Raw genomic sequence first — 25,989 nt, forward strand, 5'->3', positions numbered from 1 at the left:
GTGGTCAGAGCGCCGCGGCCGGCTCGGGGGCGGGCTCCTCGTCGGCACTGGTGATCGGCGGGACCGGGGTGTCCGAGGCCCGGACGAACCGGGGCCCGTCCGGCCCGTACACCGCACGCGGCTCGGGGAACACGGTCAGCAGGCCGAGGTAGAGCACCGCCGCGAGGGCCAGGCCGACCGGCAGCGAGATGTCCGTGCCGTTCGCGAGGTTGCCGAGCGGGCCGACGAACTGGCCGGGCAGGTTGGTGAAGAGGAGCGCCACTGAGGCGGAGAGCAGCCAGGTGGACAGGCCGCGCCAGTTCCAGCCGTGGTTGAACCAGTAGCGGCCGCCGGTCTGCCTGCGGTTGAAGACCTGGAGCGCGTCCGTGTCGTACCAGCCGCGCCGGGTCACGTAGCCGAGTGCCATCACGATCATCCACGGGGCGGTGCAGGTGATGATCAGGGTGGCGAACGTGGAGATGGACTGCGCGAGGTTGAGTGCGAACCGGCCGACGAAGATGAAGGCGATCGACAAGGCTCCGATGAAGAACGTCGACTGCACGCGGCTGAAGCGGGTGAACACGCTGGAGACGTCGAGTCCGGTGCCGTACAGCGCGGTCGTACCGGTGGAGAGGCCGCCGATCAGGGCGATCAGGCAGAGCGGCAGGAAGTACCAGCCGGGCGAGATGGCGAGCAGTCCGCCGACGTAGTTGGGGGCGGCCGGGTCGACGTACTTCGCGGCCTTCGTGGCGATGATCGACGCGGTGGCGAGGCCGAAGACGAAGGGCAGCAGCGTGGCGATCTGGGCGAGGAACGCCGCGCCCATGACGCGGCGGCGCGGGGTGTCGGCCGGGATGTAGCGCGACCAGTCGCCGAGGAAGGCGCCGAACGAGACCGGGTTGGACAGCACGATCAGCGCGGCGCCGACGAAGGACGGCCAGAACAGCGGGTCGGAGCTGGAGGCGAAGGAGCCCGCGTACCCGGCGTCGAAGTCACCGGCGAAGGCGAAGGCGCCGAGGACGAACAGGGCCGAGGCCGCCACCACCGCGATCTTGTTGACCAGCAGCATGAAGCGGAAGCCGTAGACGCAGACCACCAGGACGAGCCCGGCGAAGATCGCGTAGGCGATGCCGTACGTGATGTCGGACTCGGGGACGCCCGCGAGCCGGTGCGCGCCGCCGACGAGCGCGTCGCCCGACGACCAGACCGAGATCGAGAAGAACGCGACCGCGGTGAGCAGCGAGAGGAACGAACCGACGACCCTGCCGTGCACACCGAGGTGGGCGGAGGAGGAGACGGCGTTGTTGGTGCCGTTGCGCGGGCCGAACAGCGACATGGGAGCGAGCAGCAGCGCACCGGCGACGAGGCCGAGGACGGTCGCGGCGAGACCTTGCCAGAAGGAGAGGCCGAAGAGGATCGGGAAGGCGCCCAGTACACAGGTCGCGAAGGTGTTGGCGCCGCCGAAGGCGAGCCGGAAGAGGTCGAGGGGGCGGGCGGTGCGGTCCGCGTCGGGGATCCGCTCCACTCCATTGGTCTCGACTTCGGTGATCGAGGTAGTCACGGACGCTCCACCTGCTGTTCGTGCTGTTCATGCGCGGGGACTGGCCCCTCAGTGTGTGGGCCTGGGCCACGACGGGCAATTGTGAAAGTCACAGAGGGATACCCTGCTTTCTGTGGCCAACAACAAATTGACGGTCGAGGATCTGCTCTCGTTCCCGGCGCTCCAGCTCACCGTGCGGGCCGGCGGCAGCGGTCTCGGCCGGTCCGTCTCCTGGGCACACGCGAGCGAGCTCGCCGATCCGACGCCGTGGCTGCTCGGCGCCGAGGTGATCATGACGACGGGTCTCGCGGTGCCCCGTACCGCCACGGGTCAGCGCGCCTATCTGGAACGGCTGGACGACGCCGGTGTCTCCGCGCTGGCGCTCTCGGCGCAGCTGCACATGCCGCCGCTGCACGACGCGTTCTTCCGGGCGGCCGAGGAGCGCGGCTTCCCGGTGCTCGAGGTGCCGCTCGCCGTGCCCTTCATCGCCGTCTCCCAGGAGGTGGCCGCCTCGGTGCAGGAGGATGCCCGGTACCGGCTGGGCGCCCAGTTGCAGGTCTTCGGTTCGCTGCGCTGGCTGGTCGCCGAGGATCTGGACACCCCTACGCTGCTGCGCCGCCTGGAGCGCCTGTCGGGGTACGACGTCTATCTCTGCACTCCGCAGGGGCGCCCGCTGCTGCCCGGGGTGCCGGTGCCCGAGCCGGGGGTGCTGCCCGCCTCGGCGGACGCGCCGCCGACCATTCCGGGCGGATTCGTGCTGCCGGTGCCGGCGCCGGGCGGTCCGGCGGGGTTCCTGGTGGCGTACGAGCGGGAGGGCGCCCAGCCCGCCGGGCTCGCCGTCGTCCAGCACATCGCCACGGTGGCGGCGCTGCGGGTCGCGATGGTGCGCACCGAGCGCGAGACGCTGCGGCGCGAGGGCGCGGAGACGCTGGCCGAGCTGCTGCAGGAGGTGCTCGACCCGGAGACGGCCCGGCGCAGGCTGGCACGGCACGCGATCGAGGGCGACACGGTGCTGATCGTGGTCCGCGGCGCCACGGACGAGGCGCTGCTGCGCTGTCTGCAGGACCATCCGCATCTGCTGCTGAGCTGGGGCGAGGACCGCTATGTGCTGGGCTCCGGGGAGCTGGCCGTGGAGATCGGCGGGCTGCCGGATGTGGCGGCCGGGATGAGCCGGCCGTTCCTGCCGGGCGCCGCGCTGCGGGTGGCGCAGCGGGAGGCGCTCTGGGCGGTGTCGAAGGCCGTCGAGTCCGGCCGGCCCGTGGTCCGCTACGGCGATGACTCGACGGGCCGCTGGCTGCCCGACGATCCGGCGGTGCTGACGGCGCTGGTCGAGCACGTGCTCGGTGAGGTGCTGCGCTACGACGCCACCCACGACTCGCAGCTGCTGGTCTCGGTCCGCACCTGGATGGAACGCGACCGCCGTACGGAGACGGCGGCGGCCGCCCTCCACATCCACCCGAACACCCTCGCGTACCGGCTGCGGCGCTTCGGTACGCTGGCGGACCGGGATCTGGGGTCGACCGGGGCGCTGGCCGAGGTCTGGCTCGCCATCCAGGCGGCGGGCACGCTGGGTCTCACCGACTGATCAGAACCACTGCCCGTAGGCTCGACAGCGGGTCCGGGGAACAGGAGGCGGCGCGTGCCGGTGGAAGTCACCTGGTGGGGTCATGCCACCTGCACGATCGAGGACTCCGGGGTCCGGGTCCTGACCGACCCCCTGTTCGTACGGCGCCTCGCGCATCTGCGCCGCCGCCGCGGCGAGCTGCCCGGTCCGTCGGCCGCCGTCGCCGATGTCGTCCTCATCTCGCATCTGCACTCCGACCATCTGCATCTGCCGTCGCTGGCCCGCATCGCCCCGGGCGGCCGGCTGATCGTGCCGCTGGGTGCGGTCCGGGCGGTCCCGGGACTGCGGCTGCTGCGCCGGGTGCGCGGGCTGCGGATCACCGAGGTCGCGGCCGGTGACGAGGTGCGGGTCGGTGAGGTGCGGATCCGGGCGGTTCCGGCACTGCACGACGGCCGGCGCCTGCCGGTGGGCCCGCACCGCTCCCCCGCGCTGGGTTACGTCGTCGAGGGCGCGTCGCGCACCTACTTCGCCGGGGACACCGGTCTGTTCGACGACATGGCGCGGGCCGTCGGCCCGGTGGACGTGGCGCTGCTGCCGGTCGGCGGCTGGGGGCCGTATCTGGGCCACAGCCATCTCGACGCGGCGCGCGCCGCCGAGGCACTGGCCCGGCTGTCGCCGCGTTCGGCCGTGCCGGTGCACTACGGCACGTACTGGCCGATCGGGATGGACGGGATCCGGCCGCACGAGTTCCATTCGCCGGGTGACGAGTTCGTCCGCCAGGCGGCGTTGCGGGCGCCGCAGGTGGCGGTGCACCGGCTGGAGCACGGCGAACATGTGCGGCCGGAGGCCGACGGGTGATCCACGAGGTCGTAAGCCGGCTGCCCACGGAGTCGACGCAGCAGGCGGTCGGCTATCCGTCGTTGTTCCTGCTGGTGGCGCTGGGCGCCCTGGTGCCGGTGGTGCCGACGGGTGCGCTGGTCAGCTCTGCGGCGGTGGTGGCGTTCCACCAGTCGTCGCCTTTCGCACTGCTGGTGGTCTTCGCGGTGGCGTCGGCCGCCGCGTTCCTCGGGGACATCTGCCTGTACTGGCTGGGTCAGCGCGGGGTGCGATCGAAGAACGGTTCCAAGTGGCTGCGGGTGATCAGCGAGCGGGCCGCTCCGGAGCGGCTCGCGCAGGCGCAGCGGAAGCTCGACGAGCACGGCGCGATGGTGCTGGTGCTGTCCCGGCTGGTGCCGGCCGGGCGGATACCGGTGATGCTGGCGTGCCTGCTGGGCCGGATGCCGATGCGGCGGTTCGCCCGCGGGGATGTACCGGCCTGTCTGGCCTGGGCCGCCACGTATCAGCTGATCGGCATTCTGGGCGGCTCGCTGTTCCCCGAGCCGTGGCAGGGCGTGGTGGCGGCGGTCGGTCTGACCCTCCTGATCAGCGGGGCGCCCGCGGTGTGGCGCCGGCTGCGGGTGCGGTTCGCCCGCTGACCGGGCGGGGCCGGTGTCGCCCGCGCGGCGGTCCCGGCCCGGAGCGGTACGGCGATCGCCCGGACCGCGTCAGCGGAGTTCGTCGAGGGCTGCGCGGAAGACGCTCAGGGCTGCCGCGACATGGGGCAGTTCGAGGGGCTCCGGCGCGGTGAGGGACTCCGTCTGCTGCTCCGGGGTCGATCCGAGCAGCGGCCCGGTGCCCAGCCGCACCCGCAGGGCCCCGAGTTCGTCGCCGAACCGGTGGCCGCCGGGGACCGGTGCGCCGAGCCGTTCCGTCAGGTACTCCTCCAGCTCCAGCGAGTCCGTGACACCGCGGGCGGCGAGCCGGGACCTGAGGGGGCCGAGGTCCGCGTACAGGTGGCGGCCGGCCTGCGGGGGCCGGGCCAGCGCGCCCGAGGCGAGTACCGCCCGGTGGGCCGCGGCGGCGACCTGGGCCTGCATCGAGGCGGCCCGGCGCACCCGCTCCGTGACGGCGTCCGGTTCGCGCAGCGCGTGCGCGGCGGCGGCCGCCACCGGACGGGCGACGAAGGCGCCGAGCGCGGTGAGGATGTCGAGGGTACGGGCGTGGCGGACCGCTGCCCGGCCGGTGTCCGGGAACCGGGCGACCGCGACCGGCCAGGCGGACGGGGTCAGCGCACCGGACAGGTCGGAGATGACCGTCACGTCGTCGGGGCACATCTCGGCCGGGCTCAGCAGCACCGTGTCGTACGGCCGGTGCAGGGTGTCGCGCCAGGTCTCGTCGCTGACGATGTGCAGCCCCTCGGCGACGGCGGCCTCGCAGGCCTCGCGCACGAGTTCCGGCGGGGCGACGGTGGCCGTGGGGTCGTCGACGACGGAGATCAGCAGCAGCCGGGGCCGGCCGCCCTCGGCCCGCACCCGGCGCACGGTCTCCAGCAGCGCGTACGGGTCGGGCACGCCGCCGCACTCGGCGGGGGTCGGCACGTGGTAGGCGGGCCTGCCCAGCAGCCGGGCCTGCGGGATCCAGGCGGCGGGGCAGGGGCGCGGCATCAGCACATCGCCGCCGTGCGCGGCGATCAGGGCGAGCAGCATCGCGGAGGTGCCCGGCGCGGCGGCGATGTGTTCGGGGCCGCCGCGCAGCCCGCGCCGGTCCCAGTAGGCGCGGGCCGCCTCGCGCAGGTCCGCCGAACCGCCGGCCGGCTCGGGCAGGCCGCTGCCGGCCGCCGCCGCCAGCACCTCGGCCAGTTCGGGCAGCACCGGCAGGCCGGGGCCGGGCGCGGGCGGTCCGTACCGTACGGGCCCGCGGTCCTCCCGGACTCCTGGTGCGCCGCGCCCGGCCTGCCCGCGCCCCTGACGCCCGGTCCGCTCCCGGCCCATCCGGGCCTCCTTCGCCGCCGCTCGGTCACCCGGCCCGTCGCCCGGGCCGTGTCCGCCCCTTTATACGAGGGAATGGAGCAAAGCGCCCGGCGGACCGGGAACCGCACCGGCCGTGACGGCCCCATTGACACCCGCCCCGCCCCGTCATTACGGTCACGCCAGAATTTCGAACGAGTGACGAAATATCGAACACGTCGAGGGGCAACTTCCTTGCGCATCACCGGAATCAGTACACATGTGGTCGGAACTCCCTGGCGCAACCTCACCTATGTGCAGGTGCACACCGATGAGGGTCTCACCGGTGTGGGTGAGACCCGGATGCTGGGCCGCACCGATGCGCTGATCGGCTATCTGCGCGAGGCGGAGGCCAACCACGTCGCCGGTTCGGATCCGTTCGCCGTGGAGGACCTGGTACGCCGGATGAAGTACGGCGACTACGGGCGGGCCGGCGAGATCGTGATGTCGGGCATCGCGGTCGTCGAGATGGCCTGCTGGGACATCAAGGGCAAGGCGCTCGGTGTCCCGGTCTGGCAGTTGCTCGGTGGAAAGGTCACCGACCGGGTCAAGGCGTACGCCAACGGCTGGTACACCACAGAACGCACCCCGGAGGCGTACCACGAGGCGGCATCCGCGGTCGTCGCGCGCGGCTACCGGGCGCTGAAGATCGACCCGTTCGGCACCGGTCACTTCGAGCTGGGCCAGGAGGAGACCCGGTACGCGGTGTCGCTGATCGAGGCGGTCCGGGACGCGATCGGACCCGACACCGAGCTGATGCTGGAGATGCACGGCCGGTTCAGCCCCTCGACGGCGGTACGGATCGCGCACGAGATGGCCCCGTTCCGGCCGGCCTGGCTGGAGGAGCCGGTACCGCCGGAGAACCTCAAGGCGCTCGCCAAGGTGGCCGGCAGGGTCGATGTGCCGATCGCGACGGGTGAGCGCATCCACGACCGCTTCGAGTTCCGCGAGCTGTTCGAGTCGCAGGCCGCCGACATCATCCAGCCGGACGTCGGTCACATCGGCGGCATCCTGGAGACGCGGAAGCTCGCCGCGACCGCCGAGACCCATTACACGCTGATCGCCCCGCACAACGTGGGCGGCTCGGTGCTGACGGCGGCCGGCCTCCAGGTCGCGGGCTGCACGCCCAACTTCAAGATCCTTGAGCACTTCAATGACTTCGCCGACGCCGACATCAAGAAGGTGGTGCGGGGTGCCCCGCAGGTCGACCCCGCGACCGGCTGCTTCGAACTCTCCGACGCCCCCGGCCTCGGGGTGGAGCTGGACGTGGACGCCGCCGCCGAGTTCCCGCAGCAGCAGGCGCGGTTCGACCTCTGGGCCGACGGCTGGGAGAAGAGGCAGCCCAAATGAGCGGCGGCCCCGCCCGCTCGCGGGCGATCACGGTCGACCGGCCGGGCGGGCACCGGCTGACCGACGGCCCGGTTCCGCAGCCCGGCCCGGGCGAGGTCCGGGTACGGGTCGCCGCGGCCGGGATCTGCATGAGCGACCGGGAGCTGTACGACGGTCATCGCGACCCCCGCTATGTGCGCTACCCGGTGGTGCCCGGACACGAGTGGTCCGGAGTGGTCGAGGCCGTGGGCGCGGGCGTCGATCCGGCCCTGACCGGCCGCGGTACGGTCGCCGAGGGGTTCCGTTCCTGCGGCAGCTGCGAGCGGTGCCGCGGCGGCGAGACCTCGCTGTGCACGGCCGGGTACGACGAGACGGGGTTCACCCGGCCCGGGGCGTTCGCCGACCATGTCGTGGTGCCCGCGCGGCTGTTGCACCCGCTGGCCGACGAAGCGGACCTGCGCGCGGCCGCGCTGCTGGAGCCCGCCGCCGTGGTGGCGGCGGCGGTGCGGGCAGGCACGCCCGAACCGGGTGAACGCATCGCGGTGGTGGGGGCCGGGACGCTCGGGCTGCTCGCGGTGCAGCTGCTGGCCGCGGTGTCGCCCGGCGAGCTGACGGTGATCGACCCGAGGGACGAACGGGCGTGCCAGGCGCTGGCGTTCGGGGCGAGCGAGGCCCTGAGCCCCGAGGAGGCCGCGCAGGTGCGCGGCCGGTACGACCTGGTCGTGGAGACGGCGGGCGCCGCGACCACCGCCGCCGACGCCTGCCTCCTCGCGCGGCGCGGCGGCCGGGTGGTGCTCACCGGGATGTTCGCCCCGGGGGCCACCGGCATCGACCCGGTGCACCTGTCGCTGAGCCAGCTCACCGTGCGCAGTGTGTTCGGGGCGTCCTCGGCGTCCTGGTCCTACGCGGTACGGGCGTTCACCGCCGGACTCCTCGATCCGGCCGCGCTGATCACGCACGAGTTCCCGCTGGAGCGGTTCGCGGACGCCGTGGCACTGGTCGGGGGCGGCGCCCCGGGGACCGGCAAGGTGCTGATGCGTCCCTGAGGGCCGCCGCGCGATCCCTGGCGGGCGGCCCCCGCGTCCCCATCCCCCCGAACCTCGTCCGACCCACCGAACACGAAAGGTCGCTCATGACCTCCGCTTCCCCCGCCCCGTCCGGATCCCGCCCCGGTGTCCGGCGTCCGGGCGAGCCCGCGCTCACCGCGCTCGGGCTCGGCGCCCCGGCCGCGGACCCGGCCGACGCCTCCCCGCACTCCTTCCCCGACGGCGGCACCTGGCGGACCGAGATCCCGTCGGTGGAGGGGCCCGAGGCGCTCTCCGTCGTACTCAAGGAGAGCGCGCGGCTCGATGTCCCCGTCCACCGGATCAGCCAGGGCAGCGGGATCTGGATGCTCAGCGACGCCGAGATCATCGAGATGGCCGAGGGCTGCGCCGAACGCGGCATCGAGCTCTGCCTGTTCACCGGTCCGCGCGGCAGCTGGGACACCGGGGCCTCGTTCCGCAGCGACTCGGGCGGGGCCGGGCTGCGCGCCCGCGGCCATGACGCCCTGGCCGGCTGCGTCGAGGACGCCCTGCGCGCATCGGAGCTGGGTGTGAAGTGCCTGCTCGTGGCCGACGAAGGGGTGCTATGGACGCTGCACAGACTGCGGACCCAGGGTGCGCTCCCCGCCGACACGACGCTCAAGGTGTCGGCCCTGATCGGTCCCGTGAACCCGGCCTCCTACGCCGTACACGAGCAGCTCGGCGCGGACTCGGTCAACATCCCGTCCGATCTGACGCTCGCTCACTTCACCGAGATCCGGCGGGTGTCGGCCGCACCGATGGATCTGTACATCGAGGCTCCGGACGACCTCGGCGGCTATGTGCGGATGTACGAGGCGGCCGAGCTGATCCGGCGCGGCGCCCCGCTCTATCTGAAGTTCGGGCTGTCCAAGGCACCCGGCATCTACCCGTACGGCGCCCATCTGCGCGATGTCGCCCTGGACACGGCCCGCGAGCGGGTCCGGCGCGGCCGGCTCGTCCTGGACCTGCTGGCCCGGCACGGCGCCGACGGAAACATGTCGCCGCTGGGCTCCCGGCTGCCCGGCACGCTGCGCCGCTTCCCGACGCGGTGAGCCGTCGCCGGGCGGGCCGCATCCGGACCCGCCCGGCGATCCGGGCCTGTCAGCCCGCGAAGGCCGTGCCGGGCATTCCCTGGCCCGCGTCCGGCAGGACCAGCAGCGAACCGGAGAGCGGGTGCGGGGCGTCAAGGCCCCCGCGGGCCGTGGAGATGTACAGGTCGCGCAGCTCCCGGCCGCCGAAGGCGCAGGATGTCGGCCGTCGCACCGGCAGCTCGACGGTGCGCTCCAGCGTGCCGTCCGCCGTGTAGCGGCGCAGCGCGGCCCCGTCCCACAGGGCGACCCAGACGGCTCCCTCCGCGTCCACCGTCAGCCCGTCAGGGAAGCCGGCCCCCTCCTCCACGGTGGCGAACGGGCGGCGGTTGACGACCTGTTCACCGTCCACGTCGAAGACATCGATCCGGCGGGTCGGTGTGTCGATGTAGTACATCAGCCGGCCGTCGGGGCTCCACCCGGTGCCGTTGCTGCAGGCCACCAGGGGCAGCACCCGGGTGGCCGTGCCGTCGGGCGCGACGCGGGTGAGGCTCCCGCCCACCTCGGAGTCGTCGTAGCGCATGGTGCCCGCCCACAGCGCCCCGTCCGGCGCCACCGCCGCGTCGTTGCCGCGCCGCCCCGGCTCGGCGTCGTGGACCAGCCAGCGGAAGGCGCCGTCCGCGTCGTACAGCCCGATGCCGTCGCGCAGATTGACGACCAGGCCGCCGCCGGCCCGCGGCTTGGCCGCTCCGACGTGCTGCTCGGTGGCCATGACCGTGCGCCGGCCGGTGGCCGGGTCGTAGGTGTGGATCCGGGCCGAGAGGATGTCGACCCAGATCAGCCGTCCGGTGGCCGGGTCCCAGGTCGGGCCCTCGCCGAGGGCGGCGTGCTCGCGGACGGCGACTTCGAGGCGCGGGCAGCTCACTTCCGCCCCCGGTGGTGTCCGAGCCGGCCGGAGAGCGCCTCGGCGCCCTCGGCGGCGAGAGAGGCCAGCTCCTGTTCGCGCTCGTCGCTCCAGCGGATCATGGGGACGGAGATGGAGAGCGCGGCGACGACCCGGCCCGCCCGGTCCCGCACGGGAGCGGCCACACAGCTCACATCGGGGTTGGACTCCCGGTGCTCCACCGCGATGCCCCGCTCCCGGACAGCGGCGAGCGCGGTACGCAGCTCCCCTTCGTCGGTGATGCTGTTCGGGGTCATGCCGGTGAGTTCGAGGCCGTCGAGACGGGCGTCGAGCTCCCGGTCGGGCAGGGCCGCGAGCAGCATCTTGCCGACGGACGTGCAGTGGGCGGGCAGCTTGCGGCCGGCCGCCGAGACCATCCGGACCGCGTGGGTGGAGTCCACCTTGGCGATGTAGATGACGTCGGTCTCCTCCAGGATCGCCACATGAACGGTCTCCCCGCACGTCTCGGCGACCTGCTGGGCCACCTGCCGGCCCTCGGCGGCCAGGTCGAGCTGCTCGGCGTACCGGCTGCCGAGCTGGTAGGTGCGGACGCCGAGGCGGTAGCGGCCGGGCTGGTCGGGCGTGGTGACCAGGTAGGAGCGGGCAGCCAGCGTGGTGAGCAGCTCGTGGACAGTGGTGCGCGGGAGCTGGAGCTTGCGGGTTACCTCGGGCGCGGAGAGCGTGCCGTCGCCGTCGAGGAAGAGTTCGAGTACGTCCAGCGCCCTGGTCACCGCTGGGACAAGTCGCCCCATGGTCGTGCACCACCCTCTCGTGTTCGTGATGCCGGTCAGTGACCGGCATCACGAACAGGCTAAGGGTGGCGCACTTGTCCGGGCAATGACGAAGCGACGTCCGGCACCCGGACCATGCATGCTTTCGCGGCTTTTTGCCCCTTATTTCATTGAAGGAGGGGCGAGTGGAGTCATCCCGCGGGCCGCCCGGACCACGCGATCACGGCGCGCCTGCTGATTCGAGGCGGCCGGGCAGGGTATTCGCTGTCCCATGTCGTCACCGAGCAACCCTTCACACTCGCCGAGCTCCGCCGGACTGCGGAGCCTGCTGCACCGATGCGATCTCGCCGTGTTCCAGGACCTGGCCCGGCGGCACTGGCCGGCCGCCGCACCCGTGCTGCCGAGGCTCAGCCGCAGCGCCAATCACGGGCTGCTGTGGGCCGGTGCCGCGGCGGGCATGGCCGCGTTCGGCGGCAGCGCCAGGGCCCGGCGGGCCGCGCTGCGCGGGATCGCCTCGATGGCCGTGGCCTCGGCCGCGATCAACACGGTCGGCAAGGGCGCGGTCCGCAGGGAGCGGCCGATGCTGGACGCCGTGCCGGTGATACGACAGCTCAAGCGCCAGCCGTTCACCACCTCCTTCCCGTCCGGGCACGCCGCGTCCGCCGCCGCCTTCGCCACCGGGGTGGCCCTGGAATCGAAGGGCTGGGGAGCGGTCGTCGCGCCCGTCGCGCTGTCCGTGGCCGCCTCCCGCGTCTACACCGGCGTCCACTATCCGAGCGATGTGCTGGCCGGCGCGGCGCTGGGCATAGGCGCCGCGTTCGCCCTGCGCGGCGTCGTACCGACCCGGGGGCAGCTGCCCGCGCCGGGCAGACCTCCCGCCCACGCCCCCTCACTGCCCGACGGCCAGGACCTGGTCGTCGTGGTGAACCAGGCGTCCGGGACGGCGACGGCCACGGCCTCGCTGGTCCGCGACGCGCTGCCGAACGCCGAGGTCGTCGAGTGTCCCCCCGAGGAGCTCTCCGCCGAGCTGGAGAAGGCGGCGGGACGGGGCCGGGCGCTGGGTGTCTGCGGCGGTGACGGCACGGTCAACCAGGCGGCGGCGGTGGCCTCCGTGCACGGTCTGCCGCTGGCCGTGTTCCCCGGCGGGACGCTGAACCACTTCGCGTACGACCTGGGCATCGAGACCGTGGCCGACGCCTGTGCGGCGCTCGCCGCGGGCGATGCGGTCCGGGTGGACCTGGGCCGCTTCCGGCCGGGCCCGGACGGCCCCGGCGGCGCCCACGGCTACTTCCTCAACGCCTTCAGCATGGGCGTCTATCCCGAGCTCGTGAGGACGCGCGAGCACTGGTCCCCCCGGATCGGCGGCTGGCCGGCCGGAGTGCTGGCCGCGCTCCAGGTACTGCGCGGCGAACGGCCCCTGGAGGCCGAACTCCAGGGCCGGCGACGGCCGCTGTGGCTCCTGTTCATCGGCAACGGCCTGTTCCAGCGGGTGGGCCCGGCGCCCGGCCGACGGCACAACCTCGCGGACGGACTGCTGGACGTACGGGTGGTGCACGGCGGGCGGACTCCAGGGCTCCGGCTGCTGGCGGCGGCCGTCGCGGGCCCGCTGACCCGCTCCCCCATGCATGCCGCCGTCCGCCGTCACCGGGTGCGGATCTCCGGGCTCAAACCCGGGACACCGTATGCGTACGACGGTGAAGTCGCGCACAGTCAGCGCGAGTTGATGATCGACAAGCTGCCGGAGGCGCTGACGGTGTACTGCCCGATGCAGGTGTGAGACCGGCCCGGACCGGACGGACAAGGGGCGGCCGACGCCAAGTCGGCCGCCCCTTCGCGCGCATTCGCACCCCGGGACCACACCGTCCCACATCGCAAGATGGCCATCTCATCATTCGGCATCCGGGCGTACCGTGGCCGTACCGATCAGCACTTCGCGGTTCGCGTTTCACGGTTCGCATTTCGAGAGAGGATGCACGGTCATGCCGAAGGAGACCGCCGTCTACACCCACGGCCACCACGAGTCGGTGCTGCGCTCGCACCGCTGGCGCACCGCCGTCAATTCCGCGGGCTACCTCATCGGTGAACTGCGCCCCGGCATGAACGTGCTGGACGTGGGCTGCGGGCCCGGCACCATCACCGCGGACCTCGCCGCACTGGTCGCCCCCGGGCGGGTGACCGCCGTCGACACCACCCGCGAGATCCTGGACCGGGCGGCCGAGGTGGCAGCGGAACGCGGCCTGGACAACCTGGAGTTCACCACCGCCGATGTGCACGCCCTGGACTTCCCCGACGACACGTTCGACGTGGTCCACGCCCACCAGGTGCTCCAGCATGTCGGGGACCCGGTGCAGGCGCTGCGCGAGATGCGACGGGTCTGCCGCCCCGGTGGCGTCGTCGCGGCCCGCGACAGCGACTACGCGGCGATGACCTGGTTCCCCGAAGTGCCGGGAATGGATGCCTGGCAGGAACTGTACGGCAGGGTGGCACGCGCCAACGGCGGCGAGCCGGACGCGGGCCGCCGGCTGCTCTCCTGGGCCCGGCAGGCCGGCTTCACCGACATCACCCCGACGGCCGCCGCCTGGTGTTTCGCAACCCCGGAGAGCCGGGACTGGTGGAGCGGCCTGTGGGCGGACCGTACCGTCGGCTCGGTCTACGCGAAGCTGGCGGTCGACGGCGGGCACGCGTCGGCCGAGCAGCTGACCGCGATCGCCGAGGCGTGGCGCAGCTGGGGCGAGCAGAGCGACGGCTGGTTCATGGTCCCGCACGGCGAGGTGCTCTGCCGCGCATGAGTGCGCCGCCCCGGGCCCGCCGGCCGATCCGGTGTCCCGGGGACGGCCCCTCGGCCGAATCGATCACACAGCGCTGACCGGCCAACTACCCTGTTCCGCATGGAAATCCTGGGAACCACGCTGCGTATCTGCGTCGACGACCTGGAGGCCGCGGTGGCCTTCTACGAAGACCTCACGGGCAGTCCGGCGCTGCGCTTCGAGCGCGGCGGGGTCTCCGTGGCCGCCATCAGCTGCTTCCTGCTGATGAGCGGCCCCGAGGCCGAGCTGGAGATCCTGCGGAAGGTGACGGCGACGATCGCGGTCAAGGACGTCGACGAGGCCAACGCCTCGCTGACCCGGGTGGGTGCCCGGATCATCGCGGGCCCCGTCCACACGCCCGTCGGCCGCAATCTGATCGCCCTGCATCCGGACGGCTCGGTCTTCGAGTACGTCGACCGGAACCTGGCGGCCTGAGCGGCCGCCAGGTGCGCGTGTTCCGGCGGAAGCCGTAGCCGTCCGGCAGCGGCTCGTCAGGTACGCGGGCGCATCCGGTAGTTGTACACGTCCGGCAGCGGTTCGTCCGTCAGCTCGGCCCAGACCTCGTCCAGGATCTCCGCGCCCTCGCGCAGATCGGCGACCTCGAAGCCCTCGTCGAACAGGGCACGGGCGGCCGCGCGGTCGCCCTCCGCGATCAGCAGTCCGGCCTCCAGCAGACGGAAGCGGCCGCGGCGGCGGATATCGGGGAGCAGCCCGTCCCAGACGGTGCGGGCAGGCCCGGCCCGGCCCGCCGTCAGCAGCGCCTCGATCGCCTCCCGGCCGAGGGCGGCGGTGGCCGCGGTCCAGGCCTCGTCGGCGTCCCGGCGTTCGGCGCACAGGTCGTCGAACGCCTCCGTGTAGTGGTCGGCCGCCCGCTCCCGCTGGCCGCTCTCCTGGGCGGCTACGGCGAGGCAGCGCAGCAGCGGCCAGCGGGACGGGGCCAGGGCCAGACCGCGTTCCCAGCTGCGGACCGCCTGGGCGCGGTCGTCGGCGTGCCACTGGGCGATGCCCAGGTGGTATTCGGTGAGCGGTTCGGCGGAGGCCGTCTCCAGCATGTCGCGCCAGTGCGGGGAGACCAGGGAGGGGCCGGGCGGCGCCACCCTGCGCGGTTCGGGGAAGGTCCCCTGCTCCAGCAGCTCCAGCCAGGGCGCCTGCTGTTCGCCGAGCGTGGACTCGGCGAACGGGGTGCCGGGCAGCTTGTATCCGGCCCGCCGCACTTCGAGCGCGCCCCAGCCGGACCCGGTGGCGAGGACCTCGCCGGGCTCGGTGTCCGCGCAACGGCGCCAGGCCTCGTATGCGGCGTCCACATCGGCGCGCGGCAGGGCGGCGGCGAGCCGCTGCTCGGTCTCCGCGCGGGCCGCGGACCAGTCGTCGCCGTGCACGGCGGCGGGGTCCGCCGACAGGGGCCCGTACGACTCCAGCCAGCTGAACTCGCCGCCGGGCTCCAGCGGTACGTGTTCCAGCTGGGTGCGGGCGAGTCCGGCCTGGATCTCCGCGTAGCCGACGGTGCCTGGCTCGGTGAGCCATTCCTGCCAGCGGCGGCCGCCGGGTCCGCTGCCCCAGAGGAAGAGTTTGCGGCCGCGCAGCAGGTCGGTGGAGGTCTGGACGAGCCCGTGGCCGTTCTCGTCGAGGGAGGCGATCCAGCGGCGGGCGCCGTCGGGTACCTCATAGAAGTAGTCGGCGGGGAAGTCGCTGCGCAGCGGGTACGTCCGGTCGACCGAGCCGCTCTCGGGGACCGGGACCCGGGTCAGCGTCCGTTCGTAGCCGAAGTGCCAGGCCTCCTCGGCCGGCGCCACCACCCGGGTGCGCTCGCCCTCCGGCACGGCGATGTTGGACCACCAGTAGACCGGCGCGGGGTGCTCGTGCGGATTGCGTATCCGGACACCGACGTGCAGGAAGTCGGAACCGTCGGGCAGCCACAGGTCCACCTGGAACGGCAGGTCGCGCAGTCTCTCCCACTCCCAGAGCCGGACCATCTCGCCGCCGTCGGGCGCCGGGACCCGGGCGGCGTGCACCGGGGCGCAGGACAGGGTGGTGTGGCCGGTCGCGCCGATGTTCCACTCGATGCCGCCGGAGAACCAGGCGCCGTTGAGCGCGAAGTCGGCGGGCTGGAGCACGGGGTTGGTGTAGACGAGATCCCGGTCGGTGGGCTTGTGGAAGAGGGAGTGGATACGGCCGCCGAATCCGGGCAGCACGGTGGCCCGCAGCCGGTCGTTCTCGATCACGATCACGTCGAGGCCGGTGGGGGTGCGCTCGCGTCCGTAGCCGTCGAGGACGGCCACGGGCAGGACGGTGGCAAGCGGCTCATGGCCGATCTGGCGGGCCATGTCGCGGGGCAGACCGGCCCGGTCGCGATCGTCGACGACATGCATCTCGTCGAGGGGCCGCAGCGCGGGCAGCGGATTCTCCGGTCCCGTCGCCGCTGCGGGCAGGGTCAGTACGGCACGTCGTACGGTGGTGGCCAAGGCAACCTCGCTCCCTCGCGCGGGCCGCCGCAGGTCCGGGCGCCCCCCGATGACCATGGAACACGCTGAAGGCCGCACGGACCAGGGGATCGGCCGTCACTCTTCGGCAAAAGCGGCGACCACCAGGTCGGTGAGCAGGGCGCCGGCGGTGCCGTCCGGGTCGAGATCGGGGTCGTAGACCGTGACGTTGAGGCCCGCGCAGCGGGGCGAGCGGACCAGCGTCCGCAGCAGGGGGCCAGTTCGGCGGGGAGCAGTCCGCCGTCGTCGGGGCTGTCCACGGCCGGCATGACCCAGGGGTCGCGGACGTCGGCGTCCAGGTGCACCCAGGAACCGTCGAGCACCGGGGTCTCCAGAGTGCCCAGGATGTCTGCCGCCGGCGGCCCGGCGCCCCGCTCGCGGAGTTCGCCGACGGTCACGACCGGCCCGGCGAGCTTGTAGCAGCCTGGCACGGTACCGGGGGCCGGGGGCCGAAGCTCCAGGTTGGAGGGTGCGTCGACCGCGACAATATTCCGGATGCGCCCCATCCTCTCCGCCGTAGGCTGGCCGCTCAAGCGGTTTGCGGGACGCGACAGAGACGGTGGATCACGATGAGCACGCAGCACACCTACCGGGTGATTGTGCGCGGCACCTGGGCCGGGCTGACGGACGTGGCACGGGAGCGGCTGCTGGCCGAGGTGGAGGAGCACGGCCTGGCGGCCATGGCGTTCAGCGAGGAGGGCTCGCTCACCTACGACCGGGTGCTCAAGCACTTCAGTTTCCGCTACGTGGTGGTGTCGGACGCCGAGGACGGCGTGGAGATGGCGTCCGCGATCGCCGAGGACCGCGCGGAGACGGAGCTGCGGGAGCGCGGATACGGACATGGCGAACTGCGCTCCACCGCGACGGACATGGACACCATGAAGATCAACTTCAAGGGGCGGCGGGGGCCGGGGGCGGCCTGACGCCACAACGGTGACTGCTACCTCACCTCCGACCAGGTTTTTCCTGCTTTCAGCCCCGATGGCACCGCATATCCAACGTAACGGGGGCTGCGAATGCCATGGCCTTCCGAACAGGAGTCAACGGCGCTGCTGCTCGACGCTGGATACCGGCGTGGCTTCAGCTTGGTAGAGCTGGAGCTGCCCGATCTCCGACATCGCCCCAGCGAAGGGCCATTGGCAGCCGTCCTCCGAATCGGTGCGATCGGTCCAAGCGACTACCGCGCGGCCTGCAAGACGGTCGTCGATGCGTACGCAGATGCGGCCTTCACTCAGAGGCGGACGCCCGAAAGCCACCTCGCCACGGCCGAGCCGACCTGCCGGGTGGCCCTTCCACCTTCACAGCTCTCGCAGCGCCGGCAGCAGCTTCTGCTCCGCCCACCCGAGAAACGGCTCCTGGTGGCCGCCGCCGACCTGGATGAGTGCGACCTCGGTGAACCCGACATCGGTCACGGACGGACGCCCCCTCCAGCTTGACCCGACCTGGCCGTCACGTCGCGCGGAGCGTCAGACCGACGGCTGCCCCAGCGTGGCGCAGCCGGGACGCCGGGGCTCGGGGGCGCCGCGCTGGTAGTCGAGACCGAGCTCCTCCATGGTGCGGCCGAACGCCTGAAGGGCGTCGTCGTGCCCATGGGCGCCGTTGTTGAGCTTGCTGGTCACGAAGACGTCGGCACGGTCGAGACCGGAGTCCCGGACCGCTTGGCCGACCTCCTTCTCGTTGCCGTACATCTCCGCCGTGTCCATGTGCCGGTAGCCGGCCTCCAGCGCAGCCAGCGTCGTCTCCCGGGTCTCGTCCGGCGGGATCTGAAAGGTGCCGAAGCCCAGTTGAGGGATCTGCACCGCGTTGTTGAGGGTGATGGTCGGTACTACTGAGGTCACAGTCACTCCTGATGTCGCCGTTTCAGGGGCAGAAGTGGGAGGGCCCGGTGCCGTGGTCCTCGGGCTTTCCTCCCGGAGCTTGACGGACGTGTCGGCCTTCCCGTCCGCTGTACCGGCAGGCCGGTCGACCGCTCCGCCGGAGAGTTTGTCCGGTCACACGTCGCGAGACCCCTCCACCCCGCGCTCCTCCTGCGGCTCTTCGTGGACCTCGGCACCGGTTCTGTCCGGCATCGGAACCCACTCCCCGTTCACCCTTTTGCACCCACCTCGCATCCGGAGCACGACCTGTCGGACGCGAGTGGCAGTCCGGGCCGGACAAGCCGGCGAGGCCGTGCGGCTCAATCACAGCGCCGACGCGATGGTGCGGAGCAGCAGCCTCACTGGCGAGAGGCCGGCCGGGCCGGCCCGGAACGCACTTGTCTGGAGCAGACGGCACGAGGAGTGCATGAGACGCGTCCGAACGCCACGGGAAATGACTGCTGGCCTGTACCGGTGGACCCACGCTTCTGATGCATTTCGGCGTGACCGGCCGGCTCGTCTGCTGCCGCCCCGAAGAAAGCCTGCACCCCGGCGCAGACCCCGCAGTAGATCCAGCAGCCGCACTTCGTGGAGCCGTCGTCCTTGAGCTGGGTGCAGGCCGACAGCGGTGCGCCGTCCGGACCGTGGCCGTTGATCTCCGCAGGTGCCGGCACCTGCGGTCAAAGAGCGCGGTCTGTCAATGTTTGGCACCATCCAGACAGGGCTAGGCGCGTACTCGCGAGACGCCCCATCGCATGCGTGATCCGACCAACGTCGCGCACCTGACAACGCAGCAGGAGGACAGCCCGATGACCGACACCTCACGCGAGCCGACCACCACGGATTCCGGTGCTCCGGTGGAGAGCGACGAACACTCGCTCACCGTCGGCCCCGGCGGACCGATCCTGTTGCAGGACGCCTACCTCATCGAGCAGATGGCGCAGTTCAACCGGGAGCGGATTCCTGAGCGTCAGCCCCACGCCAAGGGGAGCGGTGCCTTCGGACACTTCGAAGTGATCAATGATGTCAGCGCCTACACCAAGGCTGCCGTCTTCCAGCCCGGCACCAGGACTGAACTGGTCGCCCGGTTCTCCACCGTCGCAGGCGAGCGCGGCAGCCCGGACACCTGGCGGGACCCGCGCGGCTTCGCGGTGAAGTTCTACACCAGCGAGGGCAACTACGACATGGTGGGCAACGACACCCCCGTGTTCTTCGTCAAGGATCCGATGAAGTTCCAGCACTTCATCCGGTCCCAGAAGCGTCGCGCGGACAACAACCTGCGCGATCATGACATGCAGTGGGACTTCTGGACCCTCTCGCCCGAGTCGGCCCACCAGGTCGCATGGCTGATGGGCGACCGCGGCATCCCGCGTACATGGCGGCACATGAACGGCTACACCTCGCACACCTACATGTGGATCAACGCGCAGGGCGAGCGCTTCTGGGTGAAGTACCACTTCAAGACCGACCAGGGCATCGAGTACTTCACCCAGCACGAGGGCGACCAGATGGCCGCGACCGACACCGATTACCACACACGGGATCTTTTCGAACACATCCGTGACGGTGAGTATCCGAGCTGGACGCTGCACGTGCAGGTCATGCCGTACGCGGACGCCGCGGAGTACCGGTTCAACCCGTTCGACCTGACCAAGGTGTGGCCGCATGGCGACTATCCGCTGATCAAGGTCGGCCGGATGACCCTGAACCGCAACCCCACCGACAACCACGCCGAGATCGAGCAGGCGGCTTTCCAGCCGAACAACCTGGTTCCCGGCATCGGCCCGAGCCCGGACCGGATGCTGCTGGCGCGGCTGTTCTCGTATGCGGATGCGCACCGCTACCGCATCGGGGGCAATTACCAGCAGCTGCCCGTCAACGCGCCAGTCGTTCCGGTGAACACGTACTCGAAGGACGGAGCGATGGCGTACCGGAAGACCACCGACCCCGTGTACGCCCCGAACTCGAAGGGCGGGCCCTCGGCCGACACCGACCGGCACGGCAGCCCGCCGAGCTGGTCTGCCGACGGGGAGATCACTCGAGCGGCCTATGTCGACCACGCCGAGGACGACGACTGGGGTCAGCCCGGCACCCTGGTGCGCGAGGTCCTGGACGACGCGGCCCGCGACCGGCTGGTGGACAACGTCGTCGGCCATCTGCTCAACGGGGTCACCGAGCCTGTTCTGCGACGAGCTTTCGAGTACTGGTCCAACATCGACAAGACGATCGGTGAACGCATCAAGCAGGGGGTTCGCGCCAAGGCGGACGAAAAGGACCCGAAGGCCGCGGAGCAGGGCAACCCCGCACGGCGGGGAATGCAGGCCAAGGCCTGATCGCGGAGGAAGACCCGACCGGTCTCCACCCGTGCCGGCTGTCGTCGGGGCCGTTGATACGGCCGATCGGCCTGTGGCGCGCCGTACCGATCGACAGCCCGGGCTGTGGCTGCTTTCTGACGGTGAGCCGCTACGCCTCGGCACGGTCCCTCTCCCCGCCTGTCGAAGCCGCGACTGCCCAGGGTGCCGGCCCGGACCTGGCAAGGGGGCGCGCCCGGTGGCGCAGCCCCCTGATGGCGAAGTCCTGCCGACGGAACTGCGCTCGGCGGAGTGGGCCCCGGCGGGTCGAGGCTTGCCGGAACGGCACCCGGGGCCCGCGCTGCGTCATGGGTGCGCCCATAGGTCCGCGCCGATGTCCTTGTCCAAGGCCGCGCGTACCAGCGCGGCTGCCAGGACCGCGGGCCCGTGAGGACCTGTCGGGCGCGCCTGTTCCGCCAGTTCCTCCGGTGAGGCCGGCAACCCCAACCTTTCTGCGCCCTGCAGTGCCTTCTTGTCGGTGCGGCGCCGCCTGGCAGCAAGGGTGCGGGAGGAGTGATCGGTCACCCGCGATGGCGCGCCCAGACCTGAACCACGAACCAGCAGATGACGAACCAGGCGACCATGGTGCCGACGGGCCACAGCGCGAGTGTGTTGTGCAGGGCGACGCGCAGGATCAGCAACAGCGCCAGTGCCATGGTGCAGAGCAGGAGCCCGAGGCCGAGGCCGAGCAGCGTAGGCCGGGCGGCCCACTTCAGTCTGGGGCTTCAGCTGCCGGCCGCCGGAGCGCACCGTTCGCGGACCCAGGACGGTGGGAGAAGTGCGCTGTCGGCGGCACTGGGCGATGGTGACAGGTGTGGCGTGAGTGTTCCGTGGAACACCTACTCGCCGTTCTGCACGGCGCGGGCCCAGCCGCTTACGCCCGTCCGGCGGGCGTTCCTACCGCTCCGGGGCCAAGGCCTCGCGAGACGAAGTTGCGAGGTGAGTCGATGCCCGGTCTGCTCGGTACGTACCACCGGAGCGGCCGTGTGATGGTGCTGCGCGGCGTCTACGCGCCCCAGGAGGACAGCTGCTGCTCGGTGAGGCGCTCGGCCGGGAGAGGGTCGGCGCCGGAACGTCGGTCCTGGACGTCGGGACGGGGTCGGGCTTCATCGCTCTCGCCGCAGCACGGCGGGGCGCGCGAGTCACCGCGGTCGACCGCACCCACCGTGCGGTCCTCGCCACACGCCTGAACGCGGCGCTCGCCGGGCTGCGGGTCGAAGCTGTCCGGGGCGATCTGCTGACTCCCGCGGGCGGCAGACGGTTCGACCTGATCCTCAGCAATCCGCCCTATGTGCCCGCGCCGGATGCCGCTCCGCCCCGGCGGGGCTCGGCCAGAGCGTGGGATGCCGGGAACGACGGCCGCCTGGTCATCGACCGGCTGTGTGCCGGAGCAGCCGGTCTGCTCCGGCCCGGCGGAGTGCTGCTCCTGGTTCACTCGGCCCTCTGCGGGGTGCCCGCGACCCTGGAAAGGCTGGAGCGCGCGGGCCTGTCGGCCCAGGTGACCGATCGCCGCTCCGTTCCCTTCGGACCCGTACTGGCATCGCGGAGGCAGTGGCTGCTGGGCTGCGGTCTGATCGCGTCCGGTGACGACAAGGAAGAGCTGGTGATCATCCGTGCCGAACGCATCGAGTAACGGGCGGCGGAGGGTGACCCCGACGCAGAACGGGCCGGTACTGCTCGATGGCCCGGTCGAGGTGACCCTCGACGACGGGAGCACGGTGACCTCGGACCGGTTCACCGTGGCTCTCTGCGTCTGCCGGCGCAGCCGTGCCTATCCCTGGTGCGACACCAGCCACCGCCGCAGAGTCAAAGGCTCCGCCGTGCGCGGCCCGCGGTCCGGAGGCCCGGCGTCAGCGGAGAACGAGCGGACGGGACGAGATGGTCCCGGTGAGGAGTACGGCACGTGAAAACGGCGCAGAACGCGGATGTGCGCCCGCGTGAGCCCATCCTGCCGACGGGCCGCGGCATCCTCAGTGACGGAGTCCTCCGAGCCCTGCGCGCCCGTCCTGGTCGCGAAGGCCCCCTGCCGTCGGACGGTGCCGTCGACGAGACCGATCCGTACAGCGAGGACCTGCACCTGGCGCTCTACCTCTGTTACGAACTGCACTACCGCGGGTTCCACGACGTCGACCCCGCCTGGGAATGGAACCCCGCGCTTCTCGGGCTGCGAGCGGGACTGGAACACCGATTCCTGGAAGCACTGCGTGCAGACACGGAAACCCGCTCCCGCAGCGCCGACGAGGCATTCGCCGGGATCCTCGTCGAGCCGCTGGACGGCACGGGAGTGTCGCACTTCCTCCGGGACGAGGGAGAGCTGTGGCATCTGCGGGAGTACGCCGCCCAGCGTTCGCTCTACCACCTCAAGGAGGCCGATCCCCATGCCTGGGTGATCCCCCGGCTGCGGGGCCGGGCCAAGGCGGGCATGGCCGCGGTGGAGTTCGACGAGTACGGTGCGGGCTCGGCCGGCCGGATGCACTCCCGGCTCTTCGCGGACCTGATGACGGATCTCGGCCTGGACACGACATACGGCCGGTACGTGGACGTGGCGACGGAGGGGATGCTGGCGAGTGTCAACCTCATGTCGATGTTCGGCTTGCACCGTGCGCTCCGGGGTGCCCTGGTGGGGCACTTCGCCGCGGTCGAGGTCACTTCGTCGCCGGCCTCCCAGCGACTGGCGGAGGCGATGCGGCGGGAGGGCGCGGGCGCGGCGGCGGTGCACTTCTACGCCGAGCATGTCGAGGCCGACGCCGTCCACGAACAGGTGGTCCGCCGCGAGGTCGTCGGCGGGTTGCTGGAGGAGGAGCCGTGGCTGGAGGCGGACGTGGTCTTCGGCATCGAGTCGACGGATCTGCTGGACGCGCGGCTGGGTGAGAAGACGCTCTCCGCCTGGCGCCAAGGCCGCTCCAGTCTGCGCAGACCACTCTGAGTACCGGCCGCCGGCAGACGGTCGTACCTCCAAGAGATCTGCGACTACTCGTCGCCGCCGACGCGGGCGGTACGAACTACGTGCCGCCCTTGGTCACGGGCAGCGTCTTCTTGGCCCGTCCACCTCGCCGGTCGCTTTCGCATGACCGCTCGGGTGGTCGCGCTCGCGTCGCGGAGACCATGTTTCGGAAGTGGACTGATGGAAACCCGGGTCTGCAGGAGGGGGCACCTCTCACAAAGGGCCCGGCCCGCTCCATGCCGCACCCGGCATCCGAGATCGAAGAAGAGGCACAGAGAAACAAGGAGAGCCCCGTGCCCGCAGGATGCGCCCAAGGCGCGAGCGTCACTACGAGCACGTGAGGGAGAGCGCCGAAAAGCACGGTACGTCCGAGAAACGAGCGAAGGAAATCGCGGCCCGCACCGTCAACACGGAGCGCGCGCGCTCGGGCGAGGCCAGGACGGCAAGCAAGCCGTCGACGCGTGACATCAAGGCTGTCGGCCGCTAAGCGAAGAGCTGACGCGTTGCCCGTCGACAGAACGCAGAAGCAGAGAGCCGCCGACGCCGGCTGCGGGCCCGCCCATGTGCCGGCGCCACTGCCCCTCGGGCGCGCCCGTATGGGAGTGTCCACCATTCGAATGCAGGTCCGGTCCCGGCCGCAGGGGTCCGGGCATCCAGAGAATTCGGGGGCTGCGGTCGCACACACTGCGAGCTGATCCCCAGGAAAGAGGAAGAGACGATGACCGCGAATGACGGAAGCAAGCGCAAGGTACTGGCCGTCGTGACGAACTACGGCGTCGAGCAGGACGAGCTCGTGGTGCCGGTCGAACATCTGCGTGGCTGGGGTGCCCAAGTGGACATCGCGGCCGTGTCCACGGACGAGATCGAAACGCTTGTCGGCGACAAGAACCCCGGAAAGACCATGAGGCCTGACCTCACGCTGGACGCGGCCGACGCTGCCGCATACGACCTGCTGCTCGTACCGGGCGGGACCTTGAACGCGGACAAGCTGCGCTGCCAGAGCCCGGTGGTGGACCTCATCCGCTCCTTCAAGGAGGCCGGACGCCCGGTCGCGGCGATCTGCCACGGGCCGTGGGCCCTGGTCGAGGCGGATGTCGTCGCGGGCAAACGGCTCACGTCGTACCCCTCGCTGGCCACGGACATCCGCAACGCGGGCGGCACATGGGCCGACGAGCCGGTGGTCACCGATGACACCGGCGGCTGGACACTCATCACGTCCCGCAACCCCGGAGACCTGGACCCGTTCCTCCACGAGATCGATGCTGCCCTCTCTGTCGTATGAGCACGTGCCGGCCGCCGGTGGCCTGTGCGAGATCGCCGCCGAAAGCCGTTGGAGCCCTTCACCACCCCCTCGCGGCCCCACTCCCTGACAGGCGGCGAGTCGTCGCTCCGGACCGGATCACACCGCCAAGTGGGCCAGCACCGAACACATCCCGCGATGTACCGCGTCGCGCGACTCCTGCGTCAGGTCGATGGTCTCGAAGGCATGGTGGCCGTTCGGTACGTCGATCACCTCCACCGCCGCCCCGCAGTTCCGGGACGCGGTGAGGAACTCCTCCACCGTGGCGGCGATCTCCGGCCCGACGGTGACGCCCACCGCCCCCTGCCCGGCCGTGCAGCGGGCGTACCCGGTCGCCGCCCGCCGGGTCCTCGACCTTGATCACGTCCGCGCCCAGGTCGGCGAGCATCGAGGTCGCGTACGGGCCGGGGAGCAGCCGGGACAGGTCGAGGACGCGTTTTCCGGTAAGGGCGGACCAGCGCGGACCGGCGGTGGGCGGTGTGGTGGTGCTCATGGGGTGGGCCTTCCCGGGGATGCGGGGAATCGGGGCACAGCGGCGGGTTCAGGCGCTGAAGGCCAGGAGCTTGGCGATGCCGTTGCGCTGGATCTCCGACGTGCCGGTCAGGACGCGGAACATACGGATCTTGCGGAAGAGGTACTCGATCTCGTTGCCCTGGGTCGGCCCTTCCTTGCCGTGGATCCGGCCAGGCGTCAGCGCATGTCGGCGGTGATCGCCCAGCGCTCGTGGTCGCGCCAGGCTCCGTCGATGAAGAGGAAGTCCGGCGAGAAGCCCTCCAGCCGGAAGCCGGCCCGGCGCACCAGTGCGAGCGAGGCCTCGTTGCCCGGCTGGATGTTGGCTTCGAGGCGGTGCAGGCCGAGGGGCCCGAAGGCGTGCCGCAGAACCAGGCCGAGCCCCTCGGCCATCAGCCCGCGCCCGGCCGCGTGGGCGAAGGCGCCGTATCCGAGCGCGCCGCAGCAGAAGCCGCCGATGACGATGTTGTTGATGTTGATGAAGCCGGCGATGGCACCGTCGGCCGCACCCTCGCCACCGTGCCGCTCGCACACGAGGAAGCCCGCTTTCGTGGGGTCCTCGATGAGTACGGCCGCGTACGCGGCGTACATGTCCGGATCGGCGGGCGGGAACAGCCAGGGCCGGTGCAGTTCGCGGCTCTGGCGGGCCCGTGCGGTGAACTCGTCGGCATCCGCGAGGGTGAAGGGGCGGATCGCCGTGCGCGGCCCCTCGGCGAGGTAGGTGGTGTCGGACATCGG

The 25,989-nt window shown here is 71.7% G+C and carries 22 protein-coding genes and 8 pseudogenes; 16 read left to right on the plus strand and 14 right to left on the minus strand.

The window, feature by feature from the left end:
- Positions 1-4: 4 nt before the first annotated feature.
- Complete coding sequence (locus OG322_RS04005; RefSeq protein ID WP_124285643.1) at positions 5-1,540, minus strand: purine-cytosine permease family protein; 1,536 nt, start codon at positions 1,538-1,540, stop codon at positions 5-7.
- A 112-nt stretch (positions 1,541-1,652) separates the two neighbouring features.
- Between OG322_RS04005 and OG322_RS04010 the strand changes: the two genes are divergently transcribed.
- Genes OG322_RS04010 through OG322_RS04020 form a run of 3 tightly spaced genes read left to right on the plus strand, consistent with a single transcriptional unit; the run spans position 1,653 to position 4,558 of the window.
- Positions 1,653-3,104, plus strand: a complete 1,452-nt coding sequence (locus OG322_RS04010) for a PucR family transcriptional regulator (RefSeq protein WP_123464118.1) — start codon at positions 1,653-1,655, stop codon at positions 3,102-3,104.
- Positions 3,105-3,158: 54 nt separating this feature from the next.
- On the plus strand, positions 3,159-3,941 hold the full coding sequence (locus OG322_RS04015) for an MBL fold metallo-hydrolase (protein ID WP_185095490.1): 783 nt from the start codon (positions 3,159-3,161) through the stop codon (positions 3,939-3,941).
- On the plus strand, positions 3,938-4,558 hold the full coding sequence (locus tag OG322_RS04020) for a DedA family protein (protein WP_123464116.1): 621 nt from the start codon (positions 3,938-3,940) through the stop codon (positions 4,556-4,558). Before OG322_RS04015 ends, OG322_RS04020 begins: the two co-directional genes overlap by 4 nt.
- Before the next feature lie 69 nt (positions 4,559-4,627).
- Here OG322_RS04020 and OG322_RS04025 read toward each other — a convergent pair whose 3' ends face one another.
- Entirely contained in the window at positions 4,628-5,893 is a 1,266-nt protein-coding gene (locus OG322_RS04025) for an aminotransferase class I/II-fold pyridoxal phosphate-dependent enzyme (protein ID WP_123464114.1), read from the minus strand.
- 210 nt (positions 5,894-6,103) lie between these two features.
- On the opposite strand from OG322_RS04025, the gene OG322_RS04030 reads away from it, so the two are divergent.
- From OG322_RS04030 to OG322_RS04040, 3 genes are all read left to right on the plus strand, one after another.
- Positions 6,104-7,258, plus strand: a complete 1,155-nt coding sequence (locus OG322_RS04030) for a mandelate racemase/muconate lactonizing enzyme family protein (protein ID WP_123464112.1) — start codon at positions 6,104-6,106, stop codon at positions 7,256-7,258.
- Entirely contained in the window at positions 7,255-8,283 is a 1,029-nt protein-coding gene (locus OG322_RS04035) for a zinc-dependent alcohol dehydrogenase (protein ID WP_124285641.1), read from the plus strand. The genes OG322_RS04030 and OG322_RS04035 overlap by 4 nt, the downstream gene beginning before the upstream one ends.
- 86 nt (positions 8,284-8,369) lie before the next feature.
- The gene (locus OG322_RS04040; protein ID WP_123464107.1) at positions 8,370-9,353 is read left to right on the plus strand and encodes a hypothetical protein; all 984 of its coding nucleotides are present in this window, start codon (positions 8,370-8,372) and stop codon (positions 9,351-9,353) included.
- Between the two features lie 49 nt (positions 9,354-9,402).
- Here the strand turns inward: OG322_RS04040 and OG322_RS04045 are convergent, their stop codons facing one another.
- Positions 9,403-10,254, minus strand: coding sequence for an SMP-30/gluconolactonase/LRE family protein (locus tag OG322_RS04045; protein WP_329306046.1), 852 nt, complete (start codon positions 10,252-10,254; stop codon positions 9,403-9,405).
- Positions 10,251-11,024 (minus strand): IclR family transcriptional regulator, encoded by a 774-nt coding sequence (locus OG322_RS04050; RefSeq protein ID WP_123464104.1) that lies wholly within the window; start codon positions 11,022-11,024, stop codon positions 10,251-10,253. The genes OG322_RS04045 and OG322_RS04050 overlap by 4 nt, the downstream gene beginning before the upstream one ends.
- Positions 11,025-11,274: 250 nt before the next feature.
- On the opposite strand from OG322_RS04050, the gene OG322_RS04055 reads away from it, so the two are divergent.
- The 3 genes from OG322_RS04055 (at position 11,275) to OG322_RS04065 (ending at position 14,245) form a co-directional block, all read left to right on the plus strand.
- Positions 11,275-12,780 carry a bifunctional phosphatase PAP2/diacylglycerol kinase family protein gene (locus OG322_RS04055; protein ID WP_329306047.1) on the plus strand — a complete coding sequence of 502 codons (1,506 nt, stop codon included), beginning with the start codon at positions 11,275-11,277 and terminating at the stop codon, positions 12,778-12,780.
- Between the two features lie 202 nt (positions 12,781-12,982).
- Positions 12,983-13,792, plus strand: a complete 810-nt coding sequence (locus OG322_RS04060) for a class I SAM-dependent methyltransferase (protein ID WP_123464100.1) — start codon at positions 12,983-12,985, stop codon at positions 13,790-13,792.
- A gap of 99 nt (positions 13,793-13,891) precedes the next feature.
- Positions 13,892-14,245 carry a VOC family protein gene (locus OG322_RS04065; RefSeq protein ID WP_123464098.1) on the plus strand — a complete coding sequence of 118 codons (354 nt, stop codon included), beginning with the start codon at positions 13,892-13,894 and terminating at the stop codon, positions 14,243-14,245.
- Positions 14,246-14,301: 56 nt separating this feature from the next.
- Here the strand turns inward: OG322_RS04065 and OG322_RS04070 are convergent, their stop codons facing one another.
- Both OG322_RS04070 and OG322_RS04075 read right to left on the minus strand, forming a co-directional pair.
- The gene (locus tag OG322_RS04070) at positions 14,302-16,272 is read right to left on the minus strand and encodes a DUF5107 domain-containing protein (RefSeq protein WP_329306048.1); all 1,971 of its coding nucleotides are present in this window, start codon (positions 16,270-16,272) and stop codon (positions 14,302-14,304) included.
- Positions 16,273-16,368: 96 nt separating this feature from the next.
- Positions 16,369-16,694: pseudogene (locus tag OG322_RS04075) on the minus strand (arginase family protein); the annotation flags it as partial.
- 165 nt (positions 16,695-16,859) lie between these two features.
- Here OG322_RS04075 and OG322_RS04080 point away from each other — a divergent pair.
- Positions 16,860-17,213, plus strand: a complete 354-nt coding sequence (locus tag OG322_RS04080) for a DUF6204 family protein (protein WP_123464094.1) — start codon at positions 16,860-16,862, stop codon at positions 17,211-17,213.
- Between the two features lie 375 nt (positions 17,214-17,588).
- Here OG322_RS04080 and OG322_RS04085 read toward each other — a convergent pair.
- Both OG322_RS04085 and OG322_RS04090 read right to left on the minus strand, forming a co-directional pair.
- Positions 17,589-17,711, minus strand: a pseudogene (locus OG322_RS04085) (LLM class F420-dependent oxidoreductase); the annotation flags it as partial.
- 108 nt (positions 17,712-17,819) lie between these two features.
- Positions 17,820-18,128, minus strand: a pseudogene (locus OG322_RS04090) (aldo/keto reductase); the annotation flags it as partial.
- Positions 18,129-18,955: 827 nt separating this feature from the next.
- Here OG322_RS04090 and OG322_RS04100 point away from each other — a divergent pair.
- Entirely contained in the window at positions 18,956-20,479 is a 1,524-nt protein-coding gene (locus OG322_RS04100) for a catalase (protein ID WP_123464092.1), read from the plus strand.
- Between the two features lie 324 nt (positions 20,480-20,803).
- Here the strand turns inward: OG322_RS04100 and OG322_RS04105 are convergent.
- Both OG322_RS04105 and OG322_RS41485 read right to left on the minus strand, forming a co-directional pair.
- Positions 20,804-20,974 (minus strand): annotated as a pseudogene (locus tag OG322_RS04105) (endonuclease); the annotation flags it as partial.
- 44 nt (positions 20,975-21,018) lie between these two features.
- Entirely contained in the window at positions 21,019-21,153 is a 135-nt protein-coding gene (locus OG322_RS41485; RefSeq protein ID WP_443066525.1) for a hypothetical protein, read from the minus strand.
- A gap of 291 nt (positions 21,154-21,444) precedes the next feature.
- On the opposite strand from OG322_RS41485, the pseudogene OG322_RS04115 reads away from it, so the two are divergent.
- The 5 genes and pseudogenes from OG322_RS04115 to OG322_RS04135 all read left to right on the plus strand — a co-directional run bounded on the left by OG322_RS04115 (position 21,445) and on the right by OG322_RS04135 (position 24,723).
- Positions 21,445-22,130 (plus strand): annotated as a pseudogene (locus OG322_RS04115) (HemK2/MTQ2 family protein methyltransferase).
- The gene (locus OG322_RS04120) at positions 22,111-22,404 is read left to right on the plus strand and encodes a CDGSH iron-sulfur domain-containing protein (protein ID WP_123464088.1); all 294 of its coding nucleotides are present in this window, start codon (positions 22,111-22,113) and stop codon (positions 22,402-22,404) included. Before OG322_RS04115 ends, OG322_RS04120 begins: the two are co-directional and overlap by 20 nt.
- Positions 22,401-23,423 carry an iron-containing redox enzyme family protein gene (locus tag OG322_RS04125; protein WP_241200291.1) on the plus strand — a complete coding sequence of 341 codons (1,023 nt, stop codon included), beginning with the start codon at positions 22,401-22,403 and terminating at the stop codon, positions 23,421-23,423. The genes OG322_RS04120 and OG322_RS04125 overlap by 4 nt, the downstream gene beginning before the upstream one ends.
- A 322-nt stretch (positions 23,424-23,745) precedes the next feature.
- Positions 23,746-23,925, plus strand: a pseudogene (locus OG322_RS04130) (plasmid stabilization protein); the annotation flags it as partial.
- A gap of 234 nt (positions 23,926-24,159) precedes the next feature.
- Positions 24,160-24,723 carry a DJ-1/PfpI/YhbO family deglycase/protease gene (locus OG322_RS04135; protein WP_123464086.1) on the plus strand — a complete coding sequence of 188 codons (564 nt, stop codon included), beginning with the start codon at positions 24,160-24,162 and terminating at the stop codon, positions 24,721-24,723.
- A gap of 117 nt (positions 24,724-24,840) precedes the next feature.
- On the opposite strand, the pseudogene OG322_RS04140 reads toward OG322_RS04135, so the two are convergent.
- The 4 genes and pseudogenes from OG322_RS04140 to OG322_RS04155 form a co-directional block, all read right to left on the minus strand.
- A pseudogene (locus tag OG322_RS04140) lies at positions 24,841-25,017 on the minus strand (alpha/beta hydrolase); the annotation flags it as partial.
- Between the two features lie 88 nt (positions 25,018-25,105).
- Positions 25,106-25,234: pseudogene (locus OG322_RS04145) on the minus strand (CoA transferase); the annotation flags it as partial.
- Positions 25,235-25,282: 48 nt separating this feature from the next.
- Complete coding sequence (locus OG322_RS04150; protein WP_329307703.1) at positions 25,283-25,477, minus strand: acyl-CoA dehydrogenase family protein; 195 nt, start codon at positions 25,475-25,477, stop codon at positions 25,283-25,285.
- Positions 25,432-25,986, minus strand: coding sequence for a GNAT family N-acetyltransferase (locus OG322_RS04155; RefSeq protein ID WP_123464084.1), 555 nt, complete (start codon positions 25,984-25,986; stop codon positions 25,432-25,434). Before OG322_RS04155 ends, OG322_RS04150 begins: the two co-directional genes overlap by 46 nt.
- Positions 25,987-25,989: the final 3 nt, after the last annotated feature.

Source organism: Streptomyces sp. NBC_01260 (assembly GCF_036226405.1).
Taxonomy (GTDB): Bacteria; Actinomycetota; Actinomycetes; order Streptomycetales; family Streptomycetaceae; genus Streptomyces; species Streptomyces laculatispora.

What these genes read in the sequence shown, in the direction of transcription:
- OG322_RS04025 (WP_123464114.1), bottom strand. Translation starts at nt 5,893, where the DNA reads ATGGGCCGGGAGCGGACCGGGCGTCAGGGGCGCGGGCAGGCCGGGCGC.
- OG322_RS04035 (WP_124285641.1), top strand. Translation starts at nt 7,255, where the DNA reads ATGAGCGGCGGCCCCGCCCGCTCGCGGGCGATCACGGTCGACCGGCCG.
- OG322_RS04040 (WP_123464107.1), top strand. Translation starts at nt 8,370, where the DNA reads ATGACCTCCGCTTCCCCCGCCCCGTCCGGATCCCGCCCCGGTGTCCGG.
- OG322_RS04050 (WP_123464104.1), bottom strand. Translation starts at nt 11,024, where the DNA reads ATGGGGCGACTTGTCCCAGCGGTGACCAGGGCGCTGGACGTACTCGAA.
- OG322_RS04055 (WP_329306047.1), top strand. Translation starts at nt 11,275, where the DNA reads ATGTCGTCACCGAGCAACCCTTCACACTCGCCGAGCTCCGCCGGACTG.
- OG322_RS04060 (WP_123464100.1), top strand. Translation starts at nt 12,983, where the DNA reads ATGCCGAAGGAGACCGCCGTCTACACCCACGGCCACCACGAGTCGGTG.
- OG322_RS04065 (WP_123464098.1), top strand. Translation starts at nt 13,892, where the DNA reads ATGGAAATCCTGGGAACCACGCTGCGTATCTGCGTCGACGACCTGGAG.
- OG322_RS04080 (WP_123464094.1), top strand. Translation starts at nt 16,860, where the DNA reads ATGAGCACGCAGCACACCTACCGGGTGATTGTGCGCGGCACCTGGGCC.
- OG322_RS04100 (WP_123464092.1), top strand. Translation starts at nt 18,956, where the DNA reads ATGACCGACACCTCACGCGAGCCGACCACCACGGATTCCGGTGCTCCG.
- OG322_RS41485 (WP_443066525.1), bottom strand. Translation starts at nt 21,153, where the DNA reads ATGGCACTGGCGCTGTTGCTGATCCTGCGCGTCGCCCTGCACAACACA.
- OG322_RS04135 (WP_123464086.1), top strand. Translation starts at nt 24,160, where the DNA reads ATGACCGCGAATGACGGAAGCAAGCGCAAGGTACTGGCCGTCGTGACG.
- OG322_RS04155 (WP_123464084.1), bottom strand. Translation starts at nt 25,986, where the DNA reads ATGTCCGACACCACCTACCTCGCCGAGGGGCCGCGCACGGCGATCCGC.